Annotated in this window: 20 protein-coding genes; 6 read left to right on the forward strand and 14 right to left on the reverse strand. The window is 74.0% G+C overall.

Going from position 1 to position 26,051, the window contains the following annotated elements; all coding sequences use genetic code 11:
* Positions 1-16: 16 nt before the first annotated feature.
* Together ACFW6A_RS17945 and ACFW6A_RS17950 are read left to right on the forward strand one after the other, a co-directional pair.
* Positions 17-241 carry a heavy-metal-associated domain-containing protein gene (locus ACFW6A_RS17945; protein WP_030749905.1) on the forward strand — a complete coding sequence of 75 codons (225 nt, stop codon included), beginning with the start codon at positions 17-19 and terminating at the stop codon, positions 239-241.
* Positions 242-313: 72 nt separating this feature from the next.
* Positions 314-2,518, forward strand: a complete 2,205-nt coding sequence (locus ACFW6A_RS17950) for a heavy metal translocating P-type ATPase (protein WP_351845063.1) — start codon at positions 314-316, stop codon at positions 2,516-2,518.
* 369 nt (positions 2,519-2,887) lie between these two features.
* Here the strand turns inward: ACFW6A_RS17950 and ACFW6A_RS17955 are convergent, their stop codons facing one another.
* Both ACFW6A_RS17955 and ACFW6A_RS17960 read right to left on the reverse strand, forming a co-directional pair.
* Positions 2,888-4,177 carry a citrate synthase gene (locus tag ACFW6A_RS17955; protein WP_043224185.1) on the reverse strand — a complete coding sequence of 430 codons (1,290 nt, stop codon included), beginning with the start codon at positions 4,175-4,177 and terminating at the stop codon, positions 2,888-2,890.
* 178 nt (positions 4,178-4,355) lie between these two features.
* The gene (locus ACFW6A_RS17960; protein ID WP_351845066.1) at positions 4,356-6,587 is read right to left on the reverse strand and encodes an ATP-dependent RecD-like DNA helicase; all 2,232 of its coding nucleotides are present in this window, start codon (positions 6,585-6,587) and stop codon (positions 4,356-4,358) included.
* 99 nt (positions 6,588-6,686) lie between these two features.
* Between ACFW6A_RS17960 and ACFW6A_RS17965 the strand changes: the two genes are divergently transcribed.
* Positions 6,687-7,160 (forward strand): DUF937 domain-containing protein, encoded by a 474-nt coding sequence (locus ACFW6A_RS17965; protein ID WP_351845068.1) that lies wholly within the window; start codon positions 6,687-6,689, stop codon positions 7,158-7,160.
* A gap of 84 nt (positions 7,161-7,244) precedes the next feature.
* Here ACFW6A_RS17965 and ACFW6A_RS17970 read toward each other — a convergent pair whose 3' ends face one another.
* The 3 genes from ACFW6A_RS17970 to ACFW6A_RS17980 are packed head-to-tail and all read right to left on the reverse strand — an operon-like array spanning position 7,245 to position 10,347.
* Positions 7,245-8,048, reverse strand: a complete 804-nt coding sequence (locus ACFW6A_RS17970) for a sugar phosphate isomerase/epimerase family protein (protein ID WP_351845070.1) — start codon at positions 8,046-8,048, stop codon at positions 7,245-7,247.
* Positions 8,045-9,199, reverse strand: coding sequence for a dihydrodipicolinate synthase family protein (locus ACFW6A_RS17975; protein ID WP_351845071.1), 1,155 nt, complete (start codon positions 9,197-9,199; stop codon positions 8,045-8,047). The genes ACFW6A_RS17970 and ACFW6A_RS17975 overlap by 4 nt, the downstream gene beginning before the upstream one ends.
* Positions 9,196-10,347, reverse strand: coding sequence for a Gfo/Idh/MocA family oxidoreductase (locus tag ACFW6A_RS17980; protein WP_351845073.1), 1,152 nt, complete (start codon positions 10,345-10,347; stop codon positions 9,196-9,198). The genes ACFW6A_RS17975 and ACFW6A_RS17980 overlap by 4 nt, the downstream gene beginning before the upstream one ends.
* 198 nt (positions 10,348-10,545) lie before the next feature.
* On the opposite strand from ACFW6A_RS17980, the gene ACFW6A_RS17985 reads away from it, so the two are divergent.
* A complete protein-coding gene (locus ACFW6A_RS17985; RefSeq protein ID WP_351845075.1) occupies positions 10,546-11,592 on the forward strand; it encodes a LacI family DNA-binding transcriptional regulator in 1,047 nt (348 codons plus the stop codon).
* Between the two features lie 190 nt (positions 11,593-11,782).
* On the opposite strand, the gene ACFW6A_RS17990 is transcribed toward ACFW6A_RS17985, so the two are convergent.
* Both ACFW6A_RS17990 and ACFW6A_RS17995 read right to left on the reverse strand, forming a co-directional pair.
* On the reverse strand, positions 11,783-12,370 hold the full coding sequence (locus tag ACFW6A_RS17990) for an AAA family ATPase (protein WP_351845077.1): 588 nt from the start codon (positions 12,368-12,370) through the stop codon (positions 11,783-11,785).
* Positions 12,367-13,308, reverse strand: coding sequence for an EamA family transporter (locus tag ACFW6A_RS17995; RefSeq protein WP_351845079.1), 942 nt, complete (start codon positions 13,306-13,308; stop codon positions 12,367-12,369). Before ACFW6A_RS17995 ends, ACFW6A_RS17990 begins: the two co-directional genes overlap by 4 nt.
* Positions 13,309-13,407: 99 nt before the next feature.
* On the opposite strand from ACFW6A_RS17995, the gene ACFW6A_RS18000 reads away from it, so the two are divergent.
* The gene (locus ACFW6A_RS18000; RefSeq protein WP_351845080.1) at positions 13,408-14,319 is read left to right on the forward strand and encodes a LysR family transcriptional regulator; all 912 of its coding nucleotides are present in this window, start codon (positions 13,408-13,410) and stop codon (positions 14,317-14,319) included.
* 311 nt (positions 14,320-14,630) lie between these two features.
* On the forward strand, positions 14,631-16,472 hold the full coding sequence (locus tag ACFW6A_RS18005) for a glycoside hydrolase family 3 protein (protein WP_351845082.1): 1,842 nt from the start codon (positions 14,631-14,633) through the stop codon (positions 16,470-16,472).
* Between the two features lie 42 nt (positions 16,473-16,514).
* Here the strand turns inward: ACFW6A_RS18005 and ACFW6A_RS18010 are convergent, their stop codons facing one another.
* From ACFW6A_RS18010 to speB, 7 genes are all read right to left on the reverse strand, one after another.
* Positions 16,515-17,963 (reverse strand): aminopeptidase, encoded by a 1,449-nt coding sequence (locus tag ACFW6A_RS18010; RefSeq protein ID WP_351845084.1) that lies wholly within the window; start codon positions 17,961-17,963, stop codon positions 16,515-16,517.
* A gap of 86 nt (positions 17,964-18,049) precedes the next feature.
* Positions 18,050-18,379 carry a hypothetical protein gene (locus tag ACFW6A_RS18015; RefSeq protein WP_351845201.1) on the reverse strand — a complete coding sequence of 110 codons (330 nt, stop codon included), beginning with the start codon at positions 18,377-18,379 and terminating at the stop codon, positions 18,050-18,052.
* Positions 18,380-18,612: 233 nt separating this feature from the next.
* On the reverse strand, positions 18,613-18,984 hold the full coding sequence (locus tag ACFW6A_RS18020; protein WP_351845086.1) for a hypothetical protein: 372 nt from the start codon (positions 18,982-18,984) through the stop codon (positions 18,613-18,615).
* 49 nt (positions 18,985-19,033) lie between these two features.
* Positions 19,034-22,777, reverse strand: coding sequence for an ABC transporter ATP-binding protein (locus ACFW6A_RS18025; protein WP_351845088.1), 3,744 nt, complete (start codon positions 22,775-22,777; stop codon positions 19,034-19,036).
* A 107-nt stretch (positions 22,778-22,884) separates the two neighbouring features.
* Entirely contained in the window at positions 22,885-23,208 is a 324-nt protein-coding gene (locus ACFW6A_RS18030) for a hypothetical protein (protein ID WP_351845090.1), read from the reverse strand.
* Between the two features lie 96 nt (positions 23,209-23,304).
* Complete coding sequence (locus ACFW6A_RS18035; protein WP_351845092.1) at positions 23,305-24,987, reverse strand: thiamine pyrophosphate-binding protein; 1,683 nt, start codon at positions 24,985-24,987, stop codon at positions 23,305-23,307.
* Between the two features lie 74 nt (positions 24,988-25,061).
* Positions 25,062-26,027 carry an agmatinase gene (gene speB, locus ACFW6A_RS18040; protein ID WP_351845094.1) on the reverse strand — a complete coding sequence of 322 codons (966 nt, stop codon included), beginning with the start codon at positions 26,025-26,027 and terminating at the stop codon, positions 25,062-25,064.
* Positions 26,028-26,051 lie beyond the last annotated feature (24 nt).

Genomic DNA, 26,051 nt, shown 5'->3' on the forward strand with positions numbered 1-26,051 from the left:
CGAAGAGGAGAACCCCATGGCCGCCGAGACGCAGACCGAACTCACCACCGTCTACCAGGTCAAGGGCATGACCTGCGGCCACTGCGAGGGCGCCGTCTCCGGCGAGATCTCCGCCCTCCCTGGCGTCTCCTCGGTCACCGCCGTCGCGAAGACCGGCGAGGTCACCGTGGTCTCCGCCGCCCCGCTCGACCGCGAGGCCGTCGCCGCCGCCGTCGACGAGGCCGGATACGAGCTGGTCTGACCGCCCGCCGCACCGACCCCGCAGGGCCGTACCGTTGACCGGTACGGCCCTGCTCCCCTTTTGGAACCGCACATGCCCAGCACCACCGTCACCGAGCTGACCATCGGCGGGATGACCTGCGCCTCCTGCGCGGCCCGCATCGAGAAGAAGCTCAACCGGATGGACGGCGTCACCGCCACCGTCAACTACGCCACCGAGAAGGCACACGTCGAGCACGCCTCCGAGGTCGGCGTCGACGCGCTGATCGCCACCGTGGTGAAGACCGGCTACACCGCCGAGGAGCCCGCGCCGCCGGAGCCCGAGGCGGCGGCGGAACCGGACGGCGACCCCGAACTCGCCGCCCTCCGGCAGCGCCTCACCGTCTCCGCCGTCCTCTCCGCCCCGGTCGTCCTGCTCGCCATGGTCCCCGCCCTCCAGTTCGACGGCTGGCAGTGGCTCTCCCTCACCCTGGCCTCCCCCGTCGTCGTCTGGGGCGGCCTGCCCTTCCACCGGGCCGCCTGGACCAACCTCCGGCACGGCGCCGCCACCATGGACACCCTCGTCTCGATCGGCACCCTCGCCGCCTACGGCTGGTCCCTGTGGGCCCTCTTCCTCGGCGACGCCGGCCTGCCCGGCATGCGCCACGGCTTCGACCTCACCGCGGACCGCGCCGACGGCGCCTCCGCGATCTACCTGGAGGTCGCCGCCGGCGTCGTCACCTTCCTCCTGCTCGGCCGCTACCTGGAGGCCCGCGCCAAGCGGAAGGCCGGCGCCGCGCTGCGGGCCCTCATGGAGCTCGGCGCCAAGGACGTGGCCGTCCTCCGGGAGGACGGGGAGGTACGGGTGCCGGTGGCCGACCTGCGGACCGGCGAGCTCTTCGTCGTGCGCCCCGGGGAGAAGATCGCCACCGACGGCACCGTCACCGAGGGCTCCTCCGCCGTCGACGCCTCCCTGCTCACCGGCGAGTCCCTGCCCGTCGACGCCGTCCCCGGCTCCGCCGTCACCGGCGGCTGCGTCAACGTCTCCGGACGGCTCGTCGTCCGGGCCGGCCGGGTCGGCGCCGACACCCGCCTCGCCCGGATGGCGAAGCTCGTCGAGGAGGCGCAGAGCGGCAAGGCCGAGGCGCAGCGGCTCGCCGACCGGATCTCCGCCGTCTTCGTCCCCGTCGTCCTGCTGATCGCCCTCGCCACCCTCGGCTTCTGGCTCGGCTCCGGCGCCGGCGCGACCGCCGCGTTCACCGCCGCCGTCGCCGTCCTGATCATCGCCTGCCCCTGCGCCCTGGGACTGGCCACCCCGACCGCGCTGCTCGTCGGCACCGGCCGGGGCGCCCAGCTCGGCATCCTCATCAAGGGCCCCGAGGTCCTGGAGTCCACCCGTCGCGTCGACACCGTCGTCCTCGACAAGACCGGCACCGTCACCACCGGCCGGATGGCCCTCACCGGCGTCCGCCCCGCCGCCGGGACCGGCGAGCGGGAACTGCTGCGGCTCGCCGGGGCCCTGGAGCACTCCTCCGAGCACCCGGTCGCCCGGGCCGTCGCGGCGGGCGCCGCCGAGCGGCTCGGCCTCCCCGCCGGCGAACTGCCGGTCCCCAAGGGCTTCGAGAACGTGCCGGGGCTCGGCGTGCGCGGCTCCGTCGACGGGCACCTCGTCCTCGCCGGACGGGCCGCGCTGCTCGCCGCCGAGGACGTGGCGGTGCCCGAGGACGCGCCGGCCGGTGCGGTGCTCGTCGCCTGGGACGGGGTCTTCCGCGGCTCCCTCGCCGTCGCCGACGCCGTCAAGGACACCAGCGCCGAGGCCGTCGCCCGGCTCCGGGCGCTCGGCCTGCGGCCGGTGCTGCTCACCGGCGACCACCGGGCCGTCGCGGAGGCCGTCGCGGCCGAGGTCGGCATCGACGAGGTGATCGCCGGGGTGCTGCCCGAGGAGAAGGCCGGGGTGGTCCGGCGGCTCCAGGAGGAGGGCCGCACGGTCGCCATGGTCGGCGACGGCGTGAACGACGCGGCGGCGCTCGCCACGGCCGACCTGGGGCTCGCGATGGGCACCGGGACGGACGCGGCGATCGAGGCGGGCGACCTCACCCTCGTCCGGGGCGACCTGCGGGCCGCCGCCGACGCGATCCGGCTCTCGCGGCGGACCCTGGCGACGATCAGGGGAAACCTGGCGTGGGCCTTCGGCTACAACGCGGCCGCCCTGCCGCTCGCCGCGGCCGGACTGCTCAACCCGATGATCGCGGGCCTGACCATGGCCTTTTCGTCCGTGTTCGTGGTGACCAACAGCCTGCGACTGCGGCGGTTCCGTTGATTTCACCTACACGTGACGCACAAGTCCTTCACAAAGAGACCTAGATCACAGATATTGGGGGGTAACCATCTGGGCTGTTCGCGAGTCTAAGTGGGCGATGCCAGAACGTCTTGGGGGACGTTCGCCGGGAGGTCTTGGGGGACGTCCCGGCAGGCAAGCGCGGCCGGGGCACGTGCACCGGGGAGCTTTGAGCGGCCCTCCCGTACGTACCCCGGCAGACCGCGCACCGGACGCCCGGCCCGGATCCCGTGGGGGGAATCCGCACCGGGAATATGAGAAGCGCCCCGCTCGCCGACCCGTGGGGGGATCGGAGGGCGGGGCGCTTCTGTACGACCCGGAGGCCTCTCAGCCGACCTGTGCGGGGCCGGCTCAGCGCTCCTCGACCGGGACGAAGTCGCGGAGGACCTCGCCGGTGTAGATCTGGCGCGGACGGCCGATGCGGGAGCCGGGCTCCTTGATCATCTCGTGCCACTGGGCGATCCAGCCGGGGAGGCGGCCGAGCGCGAAGAGCACGGTGAACATCTCGGTCGGGAAGCCCATCGCGCGGTAGATGAGGCCCGTGTAGAAGTCCACGTTCGGGTAGAGGTTGCGCGAGACGAAGTACTCGTCGGAGAGCGCGTGCTCCTCCAGCTTGAGCGCGATGTCCAGCAGCTCGTCGGACTTGCCGAGGGCCGAGAGGACGTCGTGCGCCGCCGCCTTGATGATCTTGGCGCGCGGGTCGAAGGACTTGTACACCCGGTGGCCGAAGCCCATCAGGCGGACGCCGTCCTCCTTGTTCTTCACCTTGCGGATGAAGGAGTCGACGTCGCCGCCGTTGGCCTTGATGCCCTCCAGCATCTCCAGCACCGACTGGTTGGCGCCGCCGTGCAGCGGGCCCCAGAGGGCGGAGATGCCGGCCGAGATCGAGGCGAACATGTTCGCCTGCGAGGAGCCGACCAGGCGCACGGTGGAGGTCGAACAGTTCTGCTCGTGGTCCGCGTGCAGGATGAGGAGCTTGTCGAGCGCCGAGACGACGACCGGGTCGAGCTCGTACTCCTGGGCCGGCACGGAGAACGTCATGCGCAGGAAGTTCTCGACGTAGCCGAGGTCGTTGCGCGGGTAGACGAACGGGTGGCCGATCGACTTCTTGTACGCGTACGCGGCGATCGTCGGCAGCTTCGCGAGGAGCCGGATCGTCGACAGGTGGCGCTGGGTCTCGTCGAACGGGTTGTGGCTGTCCTGGTAGAAGGTGGACAGCGCGGAGACCACGGAGGACAGCATCGCCATCGGGTGGGCGTCCCGCGGGAAGCCGCGGAAGAAGTTCTTGACGTCCTCGTGGACCAGCGTGTGCTGGGTGATCTCGTTCTGGAACGTGGAGAGCTCGTCGCCCTTCGGCAGCTCGCCGTTGATCAGCAGGTAGGCCACCTCCAGGAAGGTGGACTGCTCGGCCAGCTGCTCGATGGGGTAGCCGCGGTACCGCAGGATGCCCTGCTCACCGTCGAGGTAGGTGATCGCGGATTTGTAGGCGGCGGTGTTGCCGTATCCGCTGTCCAGGGTGACCAGACCGGTCTGGGCTCGCAGCTTCCCGATGTCGAAGCCCTTGTCGCCGACGGTGCTCTCGACCACCGGGTAGGTGTATTCACCGTCCGCGTACCGCAGTACTACAGAGTTGTCGCTCACGTCATCCCTCACCGACGTAGTGCCTCTTCTTCGAGGTGCCCTGACTGTCTCTACCATCCCCCACTTGGCTCAGGAGAGTGCACTCGGGGTCGCCATTGGGCCAATCGGCGGCACTCAGTGCCGCCAACCTGCTCATCCTGCCCCCTTCGCCCCGGTTCCGGTAGTCCTCCGTGATCTTTCACACGGGGGCGGCCCCTGTGAGGCGATGGGCCAGTGCGGTAAAGCGCCGGCCGGCCGAGACCGTCCGGACCGCCTGGGCGATCGCGCGGCGCGAACCGACCAGGACGACGAGCTTCCGCGCCCGGGTCACGGCCGTGTAGAGCAGGTTCCGCTGGAGCATCATCCACGCACTCATGGTGACCGGGATCACCACGGCCGGATACTCACTGCCCTGCGAACGGTGGATGGTGACCGCGTACGCGTGCGCCAGCTCGTCCAGCTCGTCGAAGCCGTACGGCACCTCCTCGTCCTCGTCCGTCCGGACGGTCAGGCGCTGCTCCTCGGGGTCCAGCGCCGTCACCACTCCGACCGTACCGTTGAAGACCCCGTTCGCCCCCTTCTCGTAGTTGTTCCTGATCTGGGTGACCTTGTCCCCCACGCGGAAGACCCGGCCGCCGAACCGCTTCTCCGGGACGTCCGGGCGGGCCGGGGTGATCATCTGCTGGAGCAGCCCGTTCAGCGCGCCCGCGCCCGCCGGCCCGCGGTGCATGGGGGCCAGGACCTGCACGTCCCGGCGCGGGTCGAGGCCGAACCTGGCCGGAATCCGCCGGGCGGCGACCTCGACGGCGACCCGGGCCGCGTCCTCCGTCTCCTCCTCCGCGAAGAGGAAGAAGTCCGGCAGACCGGTGGTGGCGGGCGGCAGGCCCTCGTTGATCCGGTGCGCGTTGGTCACCACGCCGGACTGCTGGGCCTGGCGGAAGATCCGGGTCAGCCGGACGGCCGGGACCGGGCTGCCCGGCGCCAGCAGATCGGCGAGCACCTCGCCGGCGCCGACCGACGGCAGCTGGTCCACGTCCCCCACCAGGAGCAGGTGGGTACCCGGCGCCACCGCCTTGACCAGCTTGTTCGCCAGCAACAGGTCGAGCATGGACGCCTCGTCGACCACGACGAGGTCGGCGTCGAGCGGCCGGTCCCGGTCGTACGCCGCGTCCCCGCCCGGCTTCAGTTCGAGCAGCCGGTGGACGGTGGACGCCTCGGCGCCGGTCAGCTCGGCCAGCCGCTTGGCGGCGCGGCCGGTCGGCGCGGCGAGCACCACCTTCGCCCGCTTGACCCGGGCCAGCTCCACGACGGACCGGACGGTGAAGGACTTGCCGCAGCCGGGGCCGCCGGTGAGGACCGCGACCTTCTGGGTCAGGGCCAGCCGGACGGCCTGCTCCTGCTCGGGCGCCAGGGTGGCCCCCGTGCGCTCCGCGAGCCAGGCCAGGGCCTTGTCCCAGGCCACGTCCCGGAAGGCGGGCATGCGGTCCTCAGGGGTGCGCAGCAGCCGCCGCAGCTGCCCGGCGAGCGAGAGCTCGGCCCGGTGGAAGGGGATCAGGTAGACGGCCGTGACCGGCTCCCCCTCCGGCCCCGGGACCGTCTCCCGGACGACCCCCTCGGGGTCCCCGGCCAGCTCGGCGAGGCACTCGATGACCAGTCCCGTGTCCACCTGGAGCAGCTTCACCGAGTCGGCGATCAGCCGCTCCTCGGGGAGGAAGCAGTGCCCCTGGTCACTGGACTGGGAGAGGGCGTACTGGAGCCCGGCCTTCACCCGCTCGGGGCTGTCGTGCGGGATGCCGACGGACTGGGCGATCCGGTCGGCGGTGAGGAAGCCGATGCCCCACACGTCGGCGGCGAGCCGGTAGGGCCGCTCGCGCACGACGGTGATCGAGTCGTCGCCGTACTGCTTGTAGATGCGGACGGCGATCGAGGTGGAGACGCCGACGGTCTGGAGGAAGACCATCACCTCCTTGATCGCCTTCTGCTCCTCCCAGGCGGCGACGATCCTCGCGGTGCGCTTGGGCCCCAGTCCGGGGACCTCGACGAGACGGCCCGGCGCCTCCTCCAGGACGTCGAGGGTCTCCAGGCCGAAGTGGGTCGTGATGCGGTCGGCGAAGACGGGGCCGATGCCCTTGACCAGGCCGGAGCCGAGGTAGCGGCGGATGCCCTGGACGGTGGCGGGCAGAACGGTCGAGTAGTTGTCCACCTGGAACTGCCGGCCGTACTGCGGGTGGGAGCCCCAGCGGCCCTCCATCCGCAGCGACTCCCCCGGCTGGGCGCCGAGCAGCGCGCCGACGACGGTGAGGAGCTCGCCGCCGCCCCGGCCGGTGTCGACCCGGGCGACCGTGTAGCCCGTCTCCTCGTTGGCGTACGTGATCCTCTCCAGCACGCCCTCCAGGACGGCGGGGCGGTGCGGCTGACCCTCGTTGGACATGCACCGACGGTAGCGAAGGGCACCGACAGCGGGGGCGGGCCCGCGGCGGACTCCCCCGCCGGGGTGCCGGGGCGGGGGATCGACCGTAGCGTTTCGGACATGAGCGAAAGCAGTGACTCCTTCCAGGACGACGTCCTGGCCGAACTCGGCGAGGACCGCCTGGCGGAGATCGCCGCGCTCGCCGGCACCGACGCGACCGGGGCCCGGAGCCTCGTCGGCGACTCGGTCGCGGAGCTCTCGGGCGGGCTGCGGCAGGCGGCGGCCGAGCCCGGCAGCGCGGACGAGGTGAGGGCCGCCGTCGACGAGGCGACCGCCGCGGACCCCCCGCTCCAGGGGGTCGCCGCCTTCGGCGGCCTCGCGGCCGGCGGTCTGATGGCAGGCGTCCTCGCCAAGCTGGCGAAGCCCGCCGCCAACGCCGTCGCCAAGCGCACCGGCATCCCCCCGGCCACCGTGAACCGCGCGGTCGACCTGCTGCTCCCGGTCGTCCTCGCGGTCCTCACGAAGCGCGCCGCGGGGAAGGCGGGGAAGAGGGACGGCGGCCTCGGGGACCTGCTGGGCGGCGGGCGGAAGTAGCGCGGGCCGTCCGGCGCCGCACACGCCGGACGGCCCCGGCGCGGGTCCCGGCCGCACACCGGGATCCGCGCCCTCTCGGGGGCCTCAGACCTTGAGGAAGGCCTCCAGGGTCTCCTCCAGGACCTCGACGCCGTCCCTCGCCCACAGGGCGTCGTTGAACAGCTCGACCTCCACCGGGCCCGTGTAGCCGACCCGTTCGAGGAGGGCCGCCCACCACGTGAGGTCGATCGCGCCGGTGCCGAGCTGCCCGCGCCCGTTGAGGACGCCCTCCGGGAGGGGGGTCGTCCAGTCGGCGAGCTGGAAGGAGTGGATCCGGCCGCCGGCCGCGGCGCGCTCCACCGCCGCGGGGGCGTTCTCGTCCCACCACAGGTGGTACGTGTCGACGGTGACGCCGACCTGCTCGGCCGGGTGGCGCTCGGCGATGTCCAGGGCCTGGTCCAGGGTGGAGATCGCGCAGCGGTCGGAGGCGTACATCGGGTGGAGCGGCTCGATGGCGAGGCGGACCCCGCGCTCGCCCGCGTAGGGGGCGAGGACGCCGATGGCGTCGGCGATGCGCGCACGGGCGCCGGGCAGGTCGCGGCTGCCGGCGGGCAGGCCGCCGGAGACGAGCACCAGGGTGTCGGTGCCGAGCGCCGCCGCCTCGTCGATCGCCGCCCGGTTGTCGGCCTCCCAGCCGTCGCCGGTGAAGAAGCCGCCCCGGCAGAGGGTGGTGACCGCCAGGCCCGCCTCCTGGATCAGGGCCGCCGTCTCGTCGATCCCGTACTCCTTCACCGGGTCGCGCCACAGGCCGATCCCCGGGACCCCGAGGCGGACGCACTCCGCGACCAGCTCGGGGAGGGGGAGCTGCTTCACCGTCATCTGGTTGATGCTGAAGCGGTCGGGGTTCACCGGGGCACTCCGTGGACGGTGAGGAGGGCGCGCATCCGGGCTTCCGCGCGGGCCGGGTCCGGGAACAGGCCGAGGCCGTCGGCGAGTTCGTAGGCGCGGGCCAGGTGCGGCAGGGAGCGGGCCGAGTGGAGGCCGCCGACCATGGTGAAGTGGTCCTGGTGGCCCGCGAGCCAGGCGAGGAGGACCACGCCCGTCTTGTAGTAGCGGGTCGGGGGCTCGAAGAGGTGGCGGGAGAGCGCGACCGTCGGGTCGAGCAGCTTGCGGAAGCCCGCCGTGTCGCCGGTGTCGAGGGTCCTGACCGCCTCCGCCGCCAGCGGGCCGAGCGGGTCGAAGATGCCGAGCAGGGCGTGACTGAAGCCCTGTTCGTCGCCCGCGATCAGCTCCGGGTAGTGGAAGTCGTCGCCGGTGTAGCAGCGGACGCCCTCGGGGAGCCGGCGGCGCAGCGCGACCTCGCGGCCCGCGTCGAGGAGGGAGATCTTGACGCCGTCGACCTTGTCCGGGTGGGCGGCGATGACCTCCAGGAAGGTCTCGGTGGCCGCGTCCAGGTCGGCGGAGCCCCAGTACCCCTCCAGGGCCGGGTCGAACATCGGGCCGAGCCAGTGGAGGATCACGGGTTCGGCGGCCTGGCGCAGCAGGTGGCCGTAGAGGTCGAGGTAGTCCTCGGGTCCGGCGGCCGCGGCGGCGAGCGCGCGGGAGGCCATGAGGACGGCCTGGGCGCCGGACTCCTCGACGACCGCGAGCTGTTCCTCGTAGGCGGCCCGGATCTCGGCGAGCGTGGCGGGGCCGGTGAGCTGGTCGGTGCCGACGCCGCAGGCGATCGCGCCGCCGGCGGCCTTCGCCTCGGCGGCGGAGCGGCGGATCAGTTCGGCGGCGCCGGCCCAGTCGAGGCCCATGCCGCGCTGGGCGGTGTCCATGGCCTCCGCGACGCCGAGGCCGTGGGACCACAGGTGGCGGCGGAAGGCGAGGGTGGCGTCCCAGTCGACGGCGGCGGGGCCGTCGGGGGTGGCGTCGGCGTACGGGTCGGCGACGACGTGCGCGGCGGAGAAGACCGTGCGGGAGGCGAGCGGGCCGGACGCGGTGGGCGCGAGCGGTTCGGCACGGGGCTCGTACGCGCGCGTGCCGCCGCCGGGGAGGGGGAGGCGGAGGGTCACAGCGACACCTCGGGGACGTCGAGGCGGCGGCCCTCGGCGGCGGACTTCAGGCCGAGTTCGGCGAGCTGGACGCCGCGGGCGCCGGCGAGGAGGTCCCAGTGGTAGGGCTCGTCGAGGACGACGTGGCGGAGGAAGAGCTCCCACTGGGCCTTGAAGCCGTTGTCGAACTCGGCGTTGTCGGGGACCTCCTGCCACTGGTCGCGGAAGGAGTAGGTGGCGGGGATGTCGGGGTTCCAGACCGGCTTGGGGGTGGCGCTGCGGTGCTGGACGCGGCAGTTGCGGAGGCCCGCGACGGCGGAGCCCTCGGTGCCGTCGACCTGGAACTCGACGAGTTCGTCGCGGTTGACGCGGACGGTCCAGGAGGAGTTGATCTGGGCGATGGCGCCGCCCTCCAGGTGGAAGGTGCCGTAGGCGGCGTCGTCGGCGGTCGCGTCGTACGGCTTGCCCTGCTCGTCCCAGCGGCGCGGGACGTGGGTGGCGATCTCGGCGGAGACGGAGGTGACGCGGCCGAACAGCTCGTGGAGCACGTACTCCCAGTGCGGGAACATGTCGACGACGATGCCGCCGCCGTCCTGGGAGCGGTAGTTCCAGCTGGGGCGCTGGGCCTCCTGCCAGTCGCCCTCGAAGACCCAGTAGCCGAACTCGCCGCGCACGGACAGGATCTCGCCGAAGAAGCCGCCGTCGATCAGCCGCTTGAGCTTGAGCAGGCCGGGGAGGAAGAGCTTGTCCTGGACGACGCCGTGCTTGACGCCCTTCTCCGCGGCGAGGCGGGCGAGGTCGAGGGCGCCGGCGAAGTCGGCGGCGGTGGGCTTCTCGGTGTAGAGGTGCTTGCCGGCCGCGATCGCCTTGGTGAGGGCCTCGACGCGGGCCGAGGTGACCTGGGCGTCGAAGTAGACGTCGATCGTGTCGTCGGCGAGGACGGCGTCGAGGTCGGTGGACCACTCGGTCAGGCCGTGCTTCTCGGCGAGGGCGCGCAGGGCGTGCTCGCGGCGGCCGACGAGGACCGGTTCGGGCCAGAGGACCTCGCCGTTCCCGAGGTCGAGGCCGCCCTGCTCGCGCAGCGCGAGGATCGAGCGGACGAGGTGCTGGCGGTAGCCCATGCGTCCGGTGACGCCGTTCATGGCGATGCGGACTGTCCTGCGTGTCACGGAAGGTTCCTCTCCCCGGCGGGCTCGCGCCCTCGTGGCCTGCGATCCGCGGTCTGCGTTCGCTGTGTCGGGGCATGACGGAAGACGCCATGCACGGCAGAAAGCGCTTCCGGCGCGACGATAGAAAGCGCTTTCTGCCGTGGATGACGCTAGCCTGCCGACAACACGTCGGACAAGGCCCCCGGAGGTACGCACGCGATGACCGTCACCCTGGCGGACGTGGCCGCCCGCGCCCGGGTCTCCCCCGCGACCGTCTCCCGCGTCCTCAACGGCAACTACCCGGTGGCCGCCTCCACCCGGGAGCGGGTCCTCAAGGCCGTCGAGGAGCTGGACTACGTCCTGAACGGGCCCGCCAGCTCCCTCGCCGCCGCCACCTCCGACCTGGTCGGGGTGCTGGTCAACGACATCGCGGACCCCTTCTTCGGGATCATGGCGAGCGCCGCGCAGAGCGCCATCGGCGAGGGCGGCTCGGGCCGGGCGGGCGGCGAGAAGCTGGCCGTCGTCTGCAACACCGGCGGCTCCCCCGAGCGCGAGCTGACCTACCTCACGCTGCTCCAGCGGCAGCGCGCCGCCGCCGTGATCCTCATGGGCGGCTCGCTGGAGGACCCGCGGCACCTGGCCGCGACCGCCGCGAAACTGGCCCGGATGGCCGAGGCCGGGACCCGGGTCGTGCTGTGCGGGCGCCCGCCCGTGCCCGGGGACGCGCACCTCGCCGCGCTCGTCTTCGACAACCGCGCCGGGGGCCGGCGGCTCACCGAGCACCTGCTCGGCCTCGGCCACACCCGGATCGGTTACGTCGCGGGCCCCGCCGACCGCACCACCACCCGGCACCGCCTGGAGGGCCACCGGGAGGCCCTCGCGGCGGCGGGCGTCGCCGAGGGGCCGACCGTGCACGGCCCCTACGACCGCGCCGCCGGCCGCGCGGCCGTCGACGGGCTCCTCGCCCGGGACCCGGGGCTGACGGCGATCGTCGCCGCCAACGACACGGTGGCCCTCGGCGTCTGCGCGGCCCTGCGGGAGCGGGGCCTGTCGATCCCCGGCGACGTCTCGGTGGCCGGCTTCGACGACCTGCCCTTCTCGGTCGACGCGGTCCCCGCCCTCACCACCGTCCACCTCCCCCTCCACGCGTCCGGCGTCCGCGCCGGCCGCCTGGCGATGGGCACCGAGGACGCCCCGCCGCACGGCACGGAGACGGTCCCGGGCGAACTGGTGGTACGGGACTCGACGGCGGCGTCGCGGGGGTAGGGGGCGGGCACGAGGCGCCGGGCGCGGGCCGCCGGGCCGGCCACCGCCGGGCCCGAGCCGGACCGAGGCCGGCCACCGCCGGGCGCGCCTTCGGAGCGGGTCTCCGCCAGGGGGCCGTCGGGCGCGGAGCGGGTCGGGGCGGGCCCCGTCGCGGGTGGGGCGCCCGTCGTCGGGCGTGGGGCGGCCGGGCTTACGGGGCGGGGGTGCCCTTCGCGTCGGCGTGGGCGGTCAGGCCGGTGGCGGCGAGGACCGCGTCGACGGTCTCGTCGACGGTCTGGTCGGCGTTGTCGATCCAGAGGGCCCGGTCGGAGAGTTCGGCGCGCATGGCCTCGTCCAGGAAGGCCCAGTTGGTGGTGAGGCGCTTGTGGCGGGCGTTGTTGCGCTCCCAGGCCTTGTCCGGGCCGGGGGCCAGGATCACCGCGTGGAGGGGGGTGGAGCCCAGCTGCGCCCGGTAGAAGTCCAGGTGCGAGCGGCGGACCACCACGTCGTCCACGACCGGGAGGAAGCCGGCGGCGGCGAAACTGCTCGCGAGGAGGCAGGCGTTGCGGGCGCGCAGCAGGATCTGGCGGTCCGCCTCGGGGTCGCCGTCCGGGGTCGGCCAGTGGCCGCCGCTGACGATCAGCTCCTGGAGGTGGTCGACCTCGATGTGCGCGGCGCGGGCGAAGCGGGCCGCGAGGGCGGCCGCGACCGTCGACTTGCCGCTGCCGGGGATGCCGGCGAGGAGCAGGGCGCCGGGCGCGGGGACGAGGGCGTCGACGGTCACGTTCTCGAAGGTCATGCGGGCCTTTCCTCGCCGGTGGGACGCCCGGACGATACGGGAACGGGGGCCCGCCGTTCCAGGGGTTTCGGAGCCGTGGCGGCCCGGCCGGGCGTCAGCGACGTCAGGGCCACTCCGCCGACCAGGAGCGCGGCGGCCGCCCAGCGCAGCGGGGTCACCGGCTCGCCGAGGAAGAGCGCGGCCGAGGACATGCCGAAGACGGGGACGAGGAGGGAGAAGGGGGCGACGGAGGAGGCGGGGTGGCGGCGGAGCAGCCAGCCCCAGGCGCCGAAGCCGAAGACGGTGGTCACCCAGGCGACGTAGAGGATGACGCCGGCGCCGGTCCAGTCGAGGGCGCGGAGCGCGGCCAGGTCGCGCTCGGGCCCCTCCAGGAGGAGGGAGAGGGCGAGCAGCGGCAGGACGGGCACGGTGCTGACCCAGACCATCCAGTTGAGCGGGTCGGGCGGGGCGGCCTTGCGGGTGAGGACGTTGGAGACGCCCCAGCAGGCGGCGGCCGCGATGACCAGGACGAAGCCGGTGACGGGGCCGGAGGTGCCCTCGTCGACGGCGGCGACGCCGATGCCCGCGAGCGCCACGCCCATGCCGAGGACGGTGAGCCGGCGGGGGCGCTCGCCGAGCGCGGCGAAGGCGAAGAGGGCGGTGAAGACGGCCTGCACCTGGAGCACGAGGGAGGAGAGTCCGGCGGGGGCGCCGAGGTCCATGCCGGTGAAGAGCAGGCCGAACTTGGCGACTCCCAGGGCGAGTCCGACGGCGACGATCCACTTCCAGGCGACCTTGGGCCGGCCGACGAGGAAGACGGCGGGGAGGGCGGCGACGAGGAAGCGGAGGGCGGAGAAGAGCAGCGGGGGGAAGTGGTCGAGGCCGATCTCGATGACGACGAAGTTGACCCCCCAGACCGCGGCGACGAACGCGGCGAGGGCGACGTGAGCGGGGCGCATGGACCGAGCATGGCCGCCGGTGACCGTGTAGCACCAGCACAGGTCTCTTCATGGTTGGATGAAGCACTGCTACATCCAGGACGCCCGTCGGAGGTTCCCGTGCTCGATCTCGGCCGGCTGCGCGCCCTGCACGCCGTCTCCGTCCACGGCAGCGTGGGCGCCGCCGCGACGGCCCTCGGCTACACGCCGTCGGCGGTCTCGCAGCAGATCGCGAAGCTGGAGCGGGAGACCCGCACGACGCTGCTCGAACGGAGCGGGCGGGGCGTCCGGCTCACCGACGAGGCCCGTCAGCTCGCCGGCACCGCACGGCAGTTGCTGGCGCTGGTGGAGGAGGCGGAGGTGCGGCTGGAGGAGCGGCGGGGGCTGCCCGCCGGGCGGCTCGCGATCGGCTGCTTCCCGAGTGCGGCGCGCGGTCTGATGCCGCGGGTGCTCGCCGATCTGGCGGTGCGCCATCCGGGCCTGGACGCCCGGCTGACCGAGGTGGACCCGCACCTGTCGGTGGACCTGGTGGCGCGCGGGGTGCTCGACCTGGCGGTGGCGCACGACTGGGACATCGCCCCGCTGCCGGCGCCGGCCGGGGTGGAGCAGGCGGTGATCGGCGACGACGGCTGCGACGTCCTGGTCCACCGGGAGCACCCGCTGGCGGCGCGGCGGTCGGTGCGGCGGGAGGAGCTGGCGGGCGAGCGGTGGATCTCGCAGCCGCCGGGGACGGTCTGTCACGACTGGCTGGAGCGGACGCTGCGGGCGACCGGCGTGGAGCCGCTGATCGTCCATCAGGCGGAGGAGAACCACACGCAGGTGGCGCTGGTCGCGGCCGGTCTCGGCATCGCGCTGGTGCCCCGGCTGGGGCGCGGCGGGCTGCCGCCGGAGGTGGCGCCGCTGCGGCTCGACCCGGCGCCGACGCGGCGGCTGCACGCGCTGTGGCGGGCGGGGGCGGCGCGGCGCCCGGCGATCCGGGAGACGGTCCGCACCCTCCAGGAGCTGTGGCCGTCGATCGCGACGACCCCCTGAGCCCCCACCGGAGCCGCGCTCCGGCACCGACCCGGCGGATCACGCCCCTCGGACTCGCCTTCCCGGCACCGCCCCCGGCAGGTCGCACCCCTCGGAGCCGCCTTCCCGGCACCGCTCCCCGGCGGGCGGAGTCCCGGGCCGGGGTGGGCCCCGGGTCCTCCGGCGTGGGGTCCGGCGGGCTTCGGCCCTCGGAGCCGTACCGCTGACTTCTCGGCGATTCGTGCGGGAGTCCTTGACCTGGTAGTTACTTTCAGACTATCCGTTCACCTTGGAAGTTTCTTTCACCCCTTGCACGGCCGGAAGGAGCACCAGTGCCCCACCCCGCCCACGCCCCCACCCGCCGCACCCTGCTCGCCGTCGGCGCCGCGGCGGCCGCCGCGGCCGTCACCGGGGCGGCCGGTCCCGCCGCCCAGGCCGCCCCCGCCGCGCTCGACGCCCGCACCGAGGAGCGGCTGCGCCGGCTCGTCGGCCGGATGTCGCTGGAGGAGAAGGTCGGCCAGCTCTTCGTCACCCGGGTGTACGGCCATTCGGCCACCGCCCCCGAACAGGCCGACGCCGACGCCAACCTCCGGGAGTTCGGCGTCCGCACCGCCGCCGAGCTGGTCGAGCGCTACCACGTCGGCGGGATCATCTACTTCGCCTGGGCCCACAACACCCGCGACCCGCGGCAGATCGCCGAGCTGTCCAACGGCATCCAGGCCGCCGCGCTCGCCGCCCGGACGCCCGTCCCCGTGCTGATCTCCACCGACCAGGAGCACGGCATCGTCTGCCGGGTCGGCGAGCCCGCGACCCTGCTGCCGGGCGCGATGGCGCTCGGCGCCGGCGGCTCCCCGGCCGACACCCGCAAGGCGGCCCGGATCGCGGGCGCCGAACTGGCCGCGCTGGGCATCCGGCAGAACTACGCCCCGGTCGCCGACGTCAACGTCAATCCCGGCAACCCGGTCATCGGCGTCCGCTCCCTCGGCTCCGAACCCGACGCGGTCTCGGCCCTCGTCACCGCGCAGATCCGCGGCTACCAGGGCGCCGGCGTCGCGGCCACCGCCAAGCACTTCCCCGGCCACGGCGACACGGCCGTGGACAGCCACTACGGCCTGCCGGTCATCACCCACACCCGCGCCCAGTGGTCGGAGCTGGACGCCCCGCCGTTCCGGGCCGCGATCGCCGCCGGCATCGACGCGATCATGACCGCGCACCTCGTCGTCCCGGCGCTCGACCCCTCCGAGGACCCGGCGACGCTCTCGTACCCCATCCTCACCGGGGTGCTCCGCGAGGAGCTCGGCTACGACGGGGTGGTGGTGACCGACGCCCTCGACATGCAGGGCGTCCGCACCAAGTACGGCGACGACCGGGTGCCGGTGCTCGCCCTCAGGGCCGGGGTGGACCAGCTGCTCAACCCGCCGAAGCTCGACGTCGCCTGGAACGCGGTGCTCGGAGCCGTGCGGAGCGGCGAGCTGACCGAGGAGCGGATCGACGAGTCGGTGCTGCGGATCCTGCGGCTCAAGGCCCGCAGGGGCCTGTTCGCCGAGCCGTGCACGACCCGGGAGGCGGTGGACGCCACCGTCGGCACCGCCCGGCACCTCGCGGAGGCCGACCGGATCGCCGAGCGGACCACCACCCTGCTGGTCAACGAGGGCGGCTTCCTGCCGCTGGACCCGGCCTCGCACGGGAAGGTGCTGGTCGTCGGCGCCGACCCCGCCTCCCCGTCCGGCACGACGGGACCGCCGACGACCACCCTGGCGGGGGCGCTGCGGGAGCTGGGCTTCGAGGCGGCCGCGCTCTCCACCGGGATCACCCCGACGGCGGCGCGGATCGACGAGGCGGTGGCCGCCGCCGAGGGCCGGGACGTGATCGTGGTGGGCACGTACAACCTCTCCGCGACCAGTCCGCAGCGCACCCTGGTGGCCCGCCTGGTGGCGACCGGGGTGCCGGTGGTGACGGTCGCGATCCGCAATCCGTACGACGTCGCCCGGATCACCGGGCAGCGGGCCACGCTCGCCGCCTACTCCTGGACCGACGTCGAACTGCGCGCCGCCGTACGGGTGCTGGCCGGGCGGGCGAAGCCGCGCGGGCGGCTTCCGGTGCCGGTGCGCAGCGCCGAGGACCCGGCGGTGACGCTCTACCCGGTCGGCTTCGGGCTCTCGTACGACCGCTGACGGCGAAGGGGGTGCGCCCGGCCGGGCGCACCCCCCGGGGAGCTACGGCCGCAGGCCGTGCTCCTTCGTCACGTCCTCGTCCACCGGCCGGTCCAGGCGGGCGTCGAAGCGGGCGAGCGGCCGGGCCGCCTCGACGGCGGGGGCGTCGACCCCGGCCCAGGCGAGGATGCGGGCGGTGGCCTTCTCCCGCTCGGCGTCGACGAGTCCGGCGACGTTGGCGCCGTGGTTGCCGCCGGGCGCGTAGTAGACGTAGCTGTCCCGGGCGCCCTTGTCGACGCGGAACGGCTCGGCGCCCCACGGGTCGTTCTCGCCGTAGACGAAGAGCATCCGGTGCGCGTTCTTGCGGACCCAGTCGTCGACGTCGCGCATGACCCACGGCTTGAACGTCATCGGGATCTCGCGGGGCACGAAGTTCGACGCCGGCTGGTAGCCGTAGCGGCTCAGGCCGTCGAGGTGCGGCTGCTTGATGGTGGGCGAGCCCAGCTCGGTGGCCGCCTGGTAGTAGTACGGCGTGTAGTACTCCAGGCCCTGGTCGGTGTAGGCGGACCAGCCGGCGTAGGCGTCGATCGTGTCGTAGACGACGTCGTCGCTCGCGGTCCTCGCGTCCGGGACGGTGTCGCAGACGTCCTCGCCGTAGTACTGCCAGAAGCCCCAGACGAAGTCGAGGACGGTCGCCTCCCACGCCTTGTCGAGCGAGCCGACGGTGTTGAAGGTGGCGCCCTCGGCCGCGGCCCAGGTCTTGAACTTCTCCTGGAGCGGGCCGCGGCGGAGCAGGGCCTCGCGCTGCATGGAGTTCAGGCGGTCGCGGCACTCCTTGGTGCCGACGTTCGCGAAGAACCGGTCGTAGGCCGAGTCCTCCTTGTTCACCACGTCGTTGGGGGCCACGTAGGCGACGACGCCGTCCATGTCGCGCGGGTAGAAGCGCTCGTAGTAGGTGGCGGTCATGCCGCCCTTGGAGCCGCCGGTGGAGAGCCAGTTCTCGCCGTAGACCCTCTTCAGCGCGGTGAAGATGCGGTGCTGGTCGCTGGCGGCCTGCCAGATGTCGAGCTTGGACCAGTCGGCGGGCGCCGGGCGGGACGGCGTGAAGAAGCGGTACTCCATGGAGATCTGGTTGCCGTCCACGATCCGGGTCGGCTCCGCCCGGCTCGGGGTGGTGCTCAGGCCGTAGCCGCTGGTGCGGAAGACCGTGGGGCGGTCGGTGCCCTTGTGGAGGACCGAGATCCGCTGCTGGAACGTTCCGGCCCAGGGCCGCTTGTGGTCGATCGGCTGCTCGTAGTTGAGGACGAAGAAGCGGTAGCCGGCGTACGGCTTCTCCTCGATCAGGCTCATCCCGGGGATCGCCAGGAGGCGGTCCTTGATGTCCGAGCTCTGCGCCTCCGCGACCGTGCCGGCGGACTCCGTCTCCGCGGCGGTGGCGGTGGCCACGCCGGTGGAGCCCACGGTGCCTATGAGCACCGAAAGCGACAGCATCAGTCTCAGCGACTTGCGCATGCACCCTCCCATGATTCACAACGGTGCCGTGAACCTAGCGGGGTGAACGTCCGGGCCGCCAGACCCGGTTGGGTCTTACCTCTGCATCAGCACAGGATCCAGCCGGTCGCGGCGGAGCGTCCGGAGACGGTCGCGGTGGCGCGGACGCAGCGGTTGAGGGCGTGCACGGTCACCGGTCCGGCCTGCCGGCCGGAGCGTCCGCTCACGACGGCGGGCCTGCCGCCGCGCGGCTGGAGGGTGACCTTCATGGGCCGCACCGCGCCGGGCCGCTTGGCGAGGACCAGGGCACAGGCGTAGTGGCGGTTCCGGTAGAGGCGCAGTTCCCCGGTGGCGAAGGAGACCGTGCGGGCGGGCCGCCCCTGGCAGACGGAGGCGGCGTCGGCGGTGCCCGCGCCGGGCCCGGCCAGGGTGAGCAGCCCGGCGGCGAGGACGAGGACGAGGGCGTGCGCGACGGGGTGCGGGCGGGCGAGGAAGGCGCGGGCGCACGCGCGCGCGTGGGCGGCGGCGCGCCGGACGTGGGCGCGCGTGCGCCCGGCGGGCGGTCGGCCCGCTGTGCCTCCGGACATGCCCGTTCCTCCCCCGCTCCAACCTGTTGCCGTACACGCTTACGACGTGTCCGACGCCCGTACGGTTGCCCTCGGGCGCCGGTTCACCCCGCGAAGTAGCCCGCGACCAGCCCGAGGAAGACCAGCTCGGCGCCGATCAGCGTCCACAGCGCGGCCCAGCGGGCCCGGCTGGGCGGGGCGCCGTCCGGGACGGTGAGCGCCCTGGTCCAGGCGCCGCCCGCGACGGCCAGGGTGGCCGCGTAGAGCCAGCCCGGGATCTCGCCGCACGTCCCCCGCGTCACGCACGCCGTGCCGGTCTCCGAGGAGAGGGCGAGCACCACGGCGAGCAGCGTCGCCGGGAGGAACAGCAGCCCGGCCCAGAGCGCGCAGCGGCGCAGCGTGCGGGCCGGGACGACGGGGGCGGGAGCGGGGGCGGAGACGGGAGCGGGGGCGGATGCGGGGGCGGGGTCGTTCATGCTCCCGATCCAACCCCCGCCCGCCGGGCCCTGGCATGAGCCCCCGTACTCAGATCGCGGCGGGCTCCTCCTCCTGCTCCGGGTCCGCCTCGCCGACGAAGGTGCGCCACAGGGTGGCGTAGCGGCCGTCGCGGGCGAGGAGTTCGTCGTGGCTGCCGTCCTCGGCGACCCGGCCGCGGTCCATGACGACGACCCGGTCCGCGCGGGCCGCCGTGGTGAGGCGGTGCGCCACGATCAGGGTGGTGCGCCGCCCGGACAGCCGCTCGGTGGCGGCGTTGACCTGGGCCTCGGTGGCCAGGTCCAGGGCGGCCGTGGCCTCGTCGAGGAGCAGGACGTCCGGGTCGACCAGCTCGGCGCGGGCCAGGGCGATCAGCTGCCGCTGGCCCGCCGAGAGGTTCCGGCCGCGCTCGGCGACCTCGTGGAGGTAGCCGCCGTCCAGGGTGGCGATCATGTCGTGCGCGCCGGCCGCCCGGGCGGCGGCCTCCACCTCGGCGTCGGTGGCGCCGGGGCGGCCGTAGGCGATGGCGTCGCGGACCGTCCCGGCGAAGAGGTACGCCTCCTGCGGGACGACGCCGAGCCGGTGCCGGTACGAGGTGAGGTCGAGGTCCCTCAGGTCGGCGCCGTCGGCGGTGACCCGGCCCGAGGTCGGGTCGTAGAAGCGGGCGACCAGCTTGACCAGGGTCGACTTGCCCGCGCCGGTCTCGCCGACGAAGGCGACGGTCTGGCCGGCGGGGATCCGCAGGTCGATCCCGGTGAGGGCGGCCTCCTCGGTGCCGTAGGCGAAGGAGACGGACTCGAAGGCGATGTCGCCGCGCAGCGACACCACCTCGCGGGGCGCGTCGGCCTGGGCCGTGGACGTCGGCTCCTGGAGCAGCTCCCGCATCCGGCCCAGCGAGACGGCGGCCTGCTGGTAGCCGTCGAAGACCTGGGAGAGCTGCTGGACGGGGGCGAAGAAGAGGTCGATGTAGAGGAGGTAGGCGACGAGCGCGCCGGTGGTGAGGGTGCCGGCCTCGATCCGGTTGGCGCCGACGATCATGACGGCCGCGGCGGCGGCCGAGGACAGCAGGGTGACGAACGGGAAGTAGACCGAGATCAGCCACTGGCCCCGCACGCGCGCGTCCCGGTAGGCGTCGCCCCGCTCGGCGAACCGCGCGGCGCCGGACCGCTCCCGGCCGAAGGCCTGCACGATCCGCAGCCCGGCCACGGACTCCTGGAGGTCGGCGTTGACGACGCTGATCCGCTCGCGGGCCAGCTCGTACGCCTTCACGCTGGAGCGGCGGAACCAGTACGTGGCGACGGCGAGGAACGGCAGGGTCGCGAAGACGACCAGGGCCAGCTGGAGGTCGAGGACCAGCAGCGCCCCCATGATGCCGAAGAAGGTGACGACCGAGACGAAGGCGGTGACCAGGCCCGTCTGGAGGAAGCTCGACATGGCGTCGACGTCCGTCGTCATCCGGGTCATGATCCGGCCGGTCAGCTCGCGCTCGTAGTAGTCCAGGCCGAGCCGCTGGAGCTGGGCGAAGATCTTCAGGCGGAGCGCGTAGAGCACCCGCTCGCCGGTGCGGCCGGTCATCCGGGTCTCGGCGGTCTGCGCCACCCACTGCACGAGGACGGTGACCAGGGCGAGCGCGGAGGCGGCCCAGACGGCGCCGATCGCGAGCCGGTTCACGCCCTCGTCGATGCCGTGCCGGATGAGGACCGGCAGGAGCAGGCCGGCGCCCGCGTCGAGCGCGACCAGGCCGAGGCTGATGAGGAGGGGGGTGCCGAAGCCGCGCAGCAGCCGGCGGAGCCCGTAGCCCGCCTCCGGCTGGACGGCCCGGGCCTCGTCCACGTCCGGGACGTCGGCGGCGGGCGGCAGGGCGGCGACGGCCGCGAGCAGCTCGGGGGTGGCCCCGGCGGCCTTCGCCTCACGGCCGGGGGTCTCGTCCCGCACCCACAGGGCGGGGGTGATGCCGCGCTCGGCGTCGAACTCGGCGTCCAGCTCGGCCCGCAGGGCGGCGTCGTCCTCGGGGCCCGCGCCGGCCGCCTTCAGGAGGTGGCCCGGCGAGACGCCGCCCAGCTCGTCCGGGTCGGTGAGGAGCCGGCGGTAGAGCGCGGAGCGCTCCTGGAGCTCCTCGTGGGTGCCGAGGTCGGCGAGCCGGCCGCCGTCGAGGACGGCGATCCGGTCGGCGAGGTTGAGGGTGGAGCGGCGGTGCGCGATGAGCAGGGTCGTGCGGCCCGCCATGACGGCCTTCAGGGCCTCGTGGATCTCGTGCTCGACCTTGGCGTCGACGGCGGAGGTGGCGTCGTCGAGGACGAGCAGCCGGGGGTCGGTGAGGATCGCGCGGGCCAGGGCGACGCGCTGGCGCTGGCCGCCGGAGAGGGTGAGGCCGTGCTCGCCGACCTTGGTGGCGTAGCCGTCCGGCAGCTCGGCGATGAAGCGGTCGGCGCGGGCGGCCCGGGCGGCGGCCTCGACCTGCTCGTCGGTGGCGTCGGGGACCCCGTAGGCGATGTTGGCGCGGACGGTGTCGGAGAAGAGGAAGGAGTCCTCGGGGACGAGGCCGATCGCGGCCCGCAGGGACTCCAGGGTCAGCTCGCGGACGTCGTGGCCGCCGACGAGGACGGCGCCGCGGTCCACGTCGTAGAAGCGGGGCAGGAGGAGGGAGACGGTGGACTTGCCGGAGCCGGAGGAGCCGACGAGGGCGACGGTCTCGCCGGCCCGCAGCTCCAGCGAGAACCCGTCGAGGACGGGCTGCCCGTCGCCGTAGCCGAAGCTCACGTCGTCGAACTCGACGGTGGCCGGGGCGTCGGCCGGCAGCTCCTTCGTGCCGTCCTCGATGGCCGGCTCGGTGTCGATCAGCTCGACGACCCGCTCCACGCCCGCGCGTGCCTGCTGGCCGACGGTGAGGACCATGGCGAGCATCCGGACCGGGCCCACGAGGGACGCCAGGTAGGAGGAGAAGGCGACGAAGGTGCCGAGGGTGATCTGGCCGCGGTAGGCGAGCCAGCCGCCGAGGGCGAGGACGGCGACCTGGCCGAGGGCGGGGACGGCCTGGAGGGCGGGGGTGTAGAGCGAGTTCAGCCGGATCGTCCGCAGCCGCGCGGCGAACAGCTTCCGCCCCGCCTCCCGGATCTTCCCGGTCTCCTGCTCCTCCTGTCCGAAGCCCTTCACGACCCGGACGCCGGTGACGGCCCCGTCGACGACGCCCGCGACGCCGGCCGCCTCCTGCTGGGCGGCCCAGGTAGCCGGGTGGAGCCGGGCGCGGCTGCGCTTGGCGATCCACCACAGCGCGGGGGCGACGGCCAGGGCGACGAGGGTCAGCGGGATCGACAGCCAGGCCATGACGGCCAGCGAGATCACGAAGAGCAGCACGTTCCCGACCGTCATCGGGAGCATGAAGAGCAGGCCCTGGATGAGCTGGAGGTCACTGGTGGCACGGCCCACGACCTGCCCGGTGGACAGCTCGTCCTGCCGCCGCCCGTCGAGCCGCAGGATCGTCCCGTACATGTCGTCCCGGAGGTCCCGCTGCACGTCGAGCGCGAGCCGCCCGCCGTAGTACCGCCGCACGTAGGTCAGCCCGTACACGAGCACGGCGGCGGCGAGCAGCAGCCCGGTCCACACGGCCAGGGACCGGGTCCCGGACCCGATCACGTCGTCGATGATCACCTTGGTGATGAGCGGCACGAGCGCCAGCAGCGCCATGCCGGCCAGGGACGAGCCCAGTGCGAGCACGACGTCCGTCCGGTACCGCCAGGCGTACGACCACAGCCGCCGCGCCCACCCCTGTTCCCGCTGCTGCCCCACCACCGCCACGTGGCACCTCCCGTCCGTCCTGGTCTACCGGAAGGCCACAACGTGTCCGACGTGCCGTTTCATCCCGCCGTCACAAATCCCGGGCTTTGGTCCTAGGACCGGGCGGCTCACCAGAGGAGCGGTCCGCAGCCGCAGTACGCCACGAGACCGGCGCCGGCCGCGAGCGCGACGAAGACGGCGAGGGCGGTGCCCGCGAGCCACCCCTTGCGCCGTTCGGCCCCCCGGGCGTACTGCACGCCGCCGTACCCGGCGAGCCCCAGGAGCCCGGCGCCGCCGGCGAGGGCCCCCACCGGGCTCGCCGCGTACGCCGCGGCGCCGAGGAACGCGACGCCGAACAGGAGTCCCACGGCCAGCGCGCACAGCAGGAGCTCCCCCACCACCTCCACGACGAACTCCCCGAAGAACCTGCCGATCTTCCCCAGTGCGCGCATCCCGCGGCCCCCCGCCCTCCCCGGCCCGGCGGGCCGCTTCGGAAAGGAGAGACCCGTCGGGGGGCTGCGGGGTTGAGCGGCGGGGGCCGGCCCCGGTCAGAGGTGGGTGGGTTCGAACATCCTCAGGAGGGCCGGGAGGACGACCACCGAGGGGCCGGGGGTGGCGAGGGACTTCGCCAGGTCCGTGGTGAGGGCCTCGGGGGTGGTGCGGACGGCGGGGACGCCGAAGGACTCGGCGAGGGCGACGAAGTCGGGGCGGGCCAGCTCCGTGCCGGTGGCCTCGCCGAACGCCTCCGTCATGTACTCGCGGAGGATGCCGTAGCCGCCGTCGTCCACGATCAGCCAGGTGACGTCCAGGCCGTACTGCTTCGCCGTCGCCAGCTCCGCGATCGAGTACATCGCGCCCCCGTCGCCGGAGACCGCGAGGACCGGGGTCGTCGGGTCGGCGGCGGCCGCGCCGAGCGCGGCGGGGAAGCCGTAGCCGAGGCCGCCGGCGCCCTGCGCGGAGTGCATCGTGTTGGGGTGCCGGGCGTCGAAGGCGGACCACGCCCAGTAGGCGAGGATCGTCATGTCCCAGAAGCTGGGGGCGCGGTCCGGCAGCGCCTCGCGGACGGCCGCCACGACCTGCCGCTCCAGGGTCAGGTCCTGTGCGGCGAGGCGGGCCGCGACCTTGTCCAGGACCGCGCGGACCCGGGCCGGGGCGGTCGCGTCGGTGCGGTCCCCGACGGTCTCCAGGAGCGCCTGGAGGGCGAGCCGGGCGTCCGCGTGGATGCCGAGCGCCGGGTGGTTGGACTCCAGCTTGCCCGCGTCCGCCTCGATCTGGATCACCCGGCCGCGCGGGGCGAAGGTGTGGTAGTTCGAGGACAGCTCGCCGAGCCCGGAGCCGACCACGAGGAGGACGTCGGCGTCCTCCAGGAAGTCGGTGGTGTGCCGGTCCTCCAGCCAAGACTGGAGGGAGAGCGGGTGCTCCCACGGGAAGGCGCCCTTGCCGCCGAAGGTGGTGACCACGGGCGCGTCGAGCTTCTCGGCGAGCGCGAGGAGCTTGCCGGAGGCGTCGGAGCGGACGACCCCGCCGCCGGCGATGATCGCGGGGCGCTCGGCGGTGGACAGCAGGTGCGCGGCGACGGCGGTCAGCTCGGGGCGCGGGACGACGTCCTCGGGGGTGGCGTCCATGGCCGTGACGACGGGCAGCGTCGTCTCCGCGAGGAGCACGTCCTGCGGGATCTCGACCCAGACCGGGCCGTGCGGGGCGGTGAGGGCCGACTCCCAGGCCGCGGCGATCGCGGACGGGATCTGGGAGTGGGTGCGGACCGTGTGGACGGACTTCACGACGTCCCGGAAGCTGGCCTGCTGGTCGCGCAGCTCGTGCAGGTAGCCGTGGCGGCCGCCGCCGAGTCCGGCGGCGGGGATCTGGCTGCCGATGGCGAGGACCGGCGCGGAGGCGGCGGCGGCCTCCTGGAGCGCGGCGAGCGACATCAGGGCGCCGGGGCCGGTGGAGAGGAGCAGGGGCGCGGCCTCGCCGGTGATCCGGCCGTAGGCGTCGGCGGCGAAGCCCGCGTTGTTCTCGACGCGGAGGCCGACGTAGCGCAGGGAGGAGCGGCGCAGGGCGTCGAACATGCCGAGGGCGTGCTGCCCGGGGAGCCCGAAGACCGTGGTGGCGCCGAGGCCGGTGAGGGTCTCGACGACGAGGTCGCCGCCGTTGCGCCCGGAGGGCGGGTTGAGCGCGGCCTCGGTCTGGGCGGCGGTCGGTCGCAGGACCAGGTCGTGGTCGTGGGTCATGTGCGGGTCCCTGGGCGTCGTGGTCGGTCGTGCGCGAAGGGGGCCCGGCCCGGCCGGGCCGGGCCCCCCGGGAATTATCGGCTCGCCGCGATCTGGCGGCTCATGATCGTGGTCAGCTCGTACGCCGTGTGGGAGGCGGCGACGGCCGTGATCTCGGCGTGGTCGTAGGCGGGGGCGACCTCCACCACGTCGGCGGAGACGAGGTTGCAGGAGGAGAGGCCGCGGAGGATCTCCAGGAGCTCGCGGGAGGTCATGCCGCCCGCCTCGGGGGTGCCGGTGCCGGGGGCGTGGGCCGGGTCGAGGCAGTCGATGTCGATGGAGATGTAGAGCGGGCGGTCGCCGATGCGCTGGCGGAGCTGGTCGGCGACCTCGTCGGCGCCGCGGCGGTAGATGTCCGCCGAGGTGACGATGCCGAAGCCCATCTTCTCGTCGTCGGTCAGGTCCTGCTTGCCGTAGAGCGGGCCGCGGGTGCCGACGTGGGAGAGCGCCTCGGTGTCGAGGATGCCCTCCTCGACGGCGCGGCGGAACGGGGTGCCGTGGGTGTACTCGGCGCCGAAGTAGGTGTCCCAGGTGTCGAGGTGGGCGTCGAAGTGGAGCAGGGCGACGGGGCCGTGCTTCTTGGCGACCGAGCGGAGCAGCGGGAGGGCCACGGTGTGGTCGCCGCCGAGGGTCATCATGCGGGCGCCGGTGGCGAGGAGGTCGTCGGCGGCGGCCTCGATGGTCTCGACGGCCTCGTTGATGTTGAAGGGGTTGGCGGCGATGTCGCCGGCGTCCGCGACCTGGGCGAGGGCGAACGGGGAGGCGTCCTGCGCCGGGTTGTAGGGGCGCAGCAGGCGGGAGGCCTCGCGGATGGCGTTGCCGCCGAAGCGGGCGCCGGGGCGGTAGGAGACGCCGCTGTCGAAGGGGATGCCGACCACGGCGACGTCGGCGGTGCCGACCTCGTCGAGCCGCGGCAGCCGGGCGAACGTCGCGGGACCGGCGTACCGCGGGATGCGGGACGAGTCGATCGGGCCGCGCGGGGTGTTCTGGTCGCTGCTCATGGTCGGCTTCCTCCTGGAGGCGTG

The sequence above is a fragment of the Streptomyces sp. NPDC058758 genome, from assembly GCF_042746075.1.
Classification (GTDB): domain Bacteria; phylum Actinomycetota; class Actinomycetes; order Streptomycetales; family Streptomycetaceae; genus Streptomyces.

What these genes read in the sequence shown, in the direction of transcription:
- ACFW6A_RS17945 (WP_030749905.1), top strand. Translation starts at nt 17, where the DNA reads ATGGCCGCCGAGACGCAGACCGAACTCACCACCGTCTACCAGGTCAAG.
- ACFW6A_RS18020 (WP_351845086.1), bottom strand. Translation starts at nt 18,984, where the DNA reads ATGAACGACCCCGCCCCCGCATCCGCCCCCGCTCCCGTCTCCGCCCCC.
- speB (WP_351845094.1), bottom strand. Translation starts at nt 26,027, where the DNA reads ATGAGCAGCGACCAGAACACCCCGCGCGGCCCGATCGACTCGTCCCGC.
- ACFW6A_RS18030 (WP_351845090.1), bottom strand. Translation starts at nt 23,208, where the DNA reads ATGCGCGCACTGGGGAAGATCGGCAGGTTCTTCGGGGAGTTCGTCGTG.
- ACFW6A_RS17965 (WP_351845068.1), top strand. Translation starts at nt 6,687, where the DNA reads ATGAGCGAAAGCAGTGACTCCTTCCAGGACGACGTCCTGGCCGAACTC.
- ACFW6A_RS17995 (WP_351845079.1), bottom strand. Translation starts at nt 13,308, where the DNA reads ATGCGCCCCGCTCACGTCGCCCTCGCCGCGTTCGTCGCCGCGGTCTGG.
- ACFW6A_RS18010 (WP_351845084.1), bottom strand. Translation starts at nt 17,963, where the DNA reads ATGCGCAAGTCGCTGAGACTGATGCTGTCGCTTTCGGTGCTCATAGGC.
- ACFW6A_RS18035 (WP_351845092.1), bottom strand. Translation starts at nt 24,987, where the DNA reads ATGACCCACGACCACGACCTGGTCCTGCGACCGACCGCCGCCCAGACC.
- ACFW6A_RS17985 (WP_351845075.1), top strand. Translation starts at nt 10,546, where the DNA reads ATGACCGTCACCCTGGCGGACGTGGCCGCCCGCGCCCGGGTCTCCCCC.
- ACFW6A_RS17960 (WP_351845066.1), bottom strand. Translation starts at nt 6,587, where the DNA reads ATGTCCAACGAGGGTCAGCCGCACCGCCCCGCCGTCCTGGAGGGCGTG.
- ACFW6A_RS17990 (WP_351845077.1), bottom strand. Translation starts at nt 12,370, where the DNA reads ATGACCTTCGAGAACGTGACCGTCGACGCCCTCGTCCCCGCGCCCGGC.
- ACFW6A_RS17950 (WP_351845063.1), top strand. Translation starts at nt 314, where the DNA reads ATGCCCAGCACCACCGTCACCGAGCTGACCATCGGCGGGATGACCTGC.